Origin of the sequence: Catelliglobosispora koreensis DSM 44566, assembly GCF_000379685.1 — a bacterium.
Taxonomy (GTDB): Bacteria; Actinomycetota; Actinomycetes; order Mycobacteriales; family Micromonosporaceae; genus Catelliglobosispora; species Catelliglobosispora koreensis.
The window spans coordinates 1-3,475 of the sequence record NZ_KB903265.1 but is presented as its reverse complement, the minus strand read 5'-3'; the positions used below and the strand labels follow the sequence as shown (position 1 = coordinate 3,475).

Genomic DNA, 3,475 nt, shown 5'->3' with positions numbered 1-3,475 from the left:
TTGTCCGGCGGTGTCCTACTCTCCCACACCATCGCTAGTGCAGTACCATCGGCGCTGGCAGGCTTAGCTTCCAGGTTCGGAATGTGGCTGGGCGTTTCCCTGCCGCTATAACCGCCGAAACTCTATGAACTTGCTGTTTCCCTTTTGCGGGGGTTGTTTGCAAGTTGTGATGTGCAAAGTGGACGCGTGCAGGGCATATGTTTTCTGCTGTGGTGTGTTGAAGTCCTCGGCCGGTTAGTACCAGTCACCTGAACCCATTGCTGGGCTTACAGTTCTGGCCTATCTACCCAGTGGTCTTCTGGGGGCCTTACCCCACTTGCGTGGGTGGGAGACCTGGTCTTGAAGCGTGCTTCCCGCTTAGATGCTTTCAGCGGTTATCTCTTCCGAACGTGGCTAACCAGCCGTGCCCCTGGCGGGACAACTGGCACACTAGAGGTTCGTCCGTCCCGGTCCTCTCGTACTAGGGACAGCCCTTCTCAGGTTTCCTGCGCGCGCGGCGGATAGGGACCGAACTGTCTCACGACGTTCTAAACCCAGCTCGCGTACCGCTTTAATGGGCGAACAGCCCAACCCTTGGGACCTACTCCAGCCCCAGGATGCGACGAGCCGACATCGAGGTGCCAAACCATCCCGTCGATATGGACTCTTGGGGAAGATCAGCCTGTTATCCCCGGGGTACCTTTTATCCGTTGAGCGACACCGCTTCCACATGCCGGTGCCGGATCACTAGTCCCGACTTTCGTCCCTGCTCCACCCGTCAGTGTCGCAGTCAAGCTCCCTTATGCACTTACATTCAACACCTGATTGCCAACCAGGCTGAGGGAACCTTTGGGCGCCTCCGTTACCTTTTAGGAGGCAACCGCCCCAGTTAAACTACCCACCAGACACTGTCCCAGAACCGGATCACGGTCCGTGGTTAGATACCCAAAACTGCCAGAGTGGTATTTCAACGCTGCCTCCACCACCACTGGCGTGATGGCTTCATAGGCTCCCACCTATCCTACACAGGCAATGCCGGATATCAATGTCAAGCTATAGTGAAGGTCCCGGGGTCTTTCCGTCCTGCCGCGCGTAACGAGCATCTTTACTCGTACTGCAATTTCGCCGGGCCTGTGGTTGAGACAGTGGGGAAGTCGTTACGCCATTCGTGCAGGTCGGAACTTACCCGACAAGGAATTTCGCTACCTTAGGATGGTTATAGTTACCACCGCCGTTTACTGGCGCTTCAATTCTCCGCTTCGCCCTTGCGGGCTAACAGGTCCTTTTAACGTTCCAGCACCGGGCAGGCGTCAGTCCATATACAGCGCCTTACGGCTTGGCATGGACCTGTGTTTTTAGTAAACAGTCGCTTCCCCCTGCTCTCTGCGACCCCCACCAGCTCGGAGAGTAAATCTCGTCACCAGCCGGGGCCCCCCTTCTCCCTAAGTTACGGGGGCAATTTGCCGAGTTCCTTAACCACAGTTCGCCCGATCGCCTCGGTATTCTCTACCTGACCACCTGTGTCGGTTTCGGGTACGGGCCGCTCACAGCATCGCTAGAGGCTTTTCTCGGCAGCATAGGATCACTGACTTCACCAAAACGGCTCGGCATCACGTCTCACCCTTATATGCCATGCGGATTTGCCTACATGGCGGGCTACACGCTTACCCCAGGAATATCCACCACCTGGGTACAGCTACCTTCCTGCGTCACCCCATCACTCACCTACAAACCACGAAGATCCCAACATTGATTGGTTCCACCCGAAGGCTTCACCTTTCGCTGGAGGTTAGTACCGTGATGTTCGGCGTGGGCGCTGTTTCGCGGGTACGGGAATATCAACCCGTTGTCCATCGACTACGCCTCTCGGCCTCGCCTTAGGTCCCGACTCACCCAGAGCAGATTAGCTTGACTCTGGAACCCTTGGTCATCCGGCGGAAGGGTTTCTCACCCTTCTTTCGCTACTCATGCCTGCATTCTCACTCGTATGCAGTCCACGGCTAGCTCACGCTGCCGCTTCACCCCACATACGACGCTCCCCTACCCAACCAGAAAACTGCACCCACACGCTAATGTGGGCGGATCTAAATTCTGATTGCCACGGCTTCGGCGGTGTGCTTGAGCCCCGCTACATTGTCGGCGCGGAACCACTTGACCAGTGAGCTATTACGCACTCTTTCAAGGGTGGCTGCTTCTAAGCCAACCTCCTGGTTGTCTATGCGATCCCACATCCTTTACCACTTAGCACACGCTTAGGGGCCTTAGCCGGTGATCTGGGCTGTTTCCCTCTCGACGACGAAGCTTATCCCCCGCCGTCTCACTGCCACGCTCTAACTTACCGGCATTCGGAGTTTAGCTGACTTCGGTAACCTGGTAGGGCCCCTAGGCCATCCAGTAGCTCTACCTCCGGCAAGAAACACGTAACGCTGCACCTAAATGCATTTCGGGGAGAACCAGCTATCACGGAGTTTGATTGGCCTTTCACCCCTAACCACAGGTCATCCCCCAACTTTTCAACGTTGGTGGGTTCGGACCTCCACGACGTCTTACCGTCGCTTCATCCTGCCCATGGCTAGATCACCCCGCTTCGGGTCTAGAGCATGCGACTAAAACGCCCTATTCAGACTCGCTTTCGCTACGGCTACCCCACCCGGGTTAACCTCGCCACATACCACTAACTCGCAGGCTCATTCTTCAAAAGGCACGCCATCACCATAACCCTCTAACGAGGATGTTCTAGGCTCTGACGGATTGCAGGCAGATGGTTTCAGGTACTATTTCACTCCCCTCCCGGGGTACTTTTCACCATTCCCTCACGGTACTAATCCGCTATCGGTCACCAGGGAGTATTCAGCCTTACCAGGTGGTCCTGGCAAATTCACCGCAAATTACAGGAGTTCGCGGCTACTCGAGAACCCTCCACAGAAGACCACAGATTTTCGGCTACAGGACTTTCACCCTCTACGGTCCCGCATTCACTCGGGTTCGCCTAACCTGCGGTTTTATCACTTCTGGGCGCACTGTCAGATACGCCAAGGAAAGCCTCACGACCCCGTGTATGAAACCCCTGACAGGTATCACGCATACACGGTTTAGGCTAAATCCGCTTTCGCTCGCCACTACTCACGGAATCACTTTTGTTTTCTCTTCCTGCCGGTACTGAGATGTTTCACTTCCCGGCGTTCCCCCTCACTGCCCTATATATTCAGGCAGGAGTACCTAGACATGACTCTAGGTGGGTTTCCCCATTCGGACATCCTGGGATCACAGCTCTGCTGGCAACTCCCCCAGGCCTAACGCGGCCTCACACGTCCTTCATCGGCTCCTGGTACCAAGGCATCCACCATCTGCCCTACATAACTTCAAACACAAAACACAATTTCTGAAACTGTTATCAGTTAAGGAAAAATTGCAGAAAACAGAGACCACACAATGTGTGTCTCTAGATGCTCGCGTCCACTATGCACATCTCAACCAACAACCAACCACCACCCCA

Annotated in this window: 2 rRNA genes; both read right to left on the bottom strand. The window is 55.3% G+C overall.

Annotation, left to right across the window (positions count from 1 at the left end):
- Positions 1-2: 2 nt before the first annotated feature.
- Positions 3-119, bottom strand: a 5S ribosomal RNA gene (rrf, locus tag A3E1_RS0122560).
- Positions 120-214: 95 nt separating this feature from the next.
- A 23S ribosomal RNA gene (locus tag A3E1_RS0122555) occupies positions 215-3,346 on the bottom strand.
- Positions 3,347-3,475: the final 129 nt, after the last annotated feature.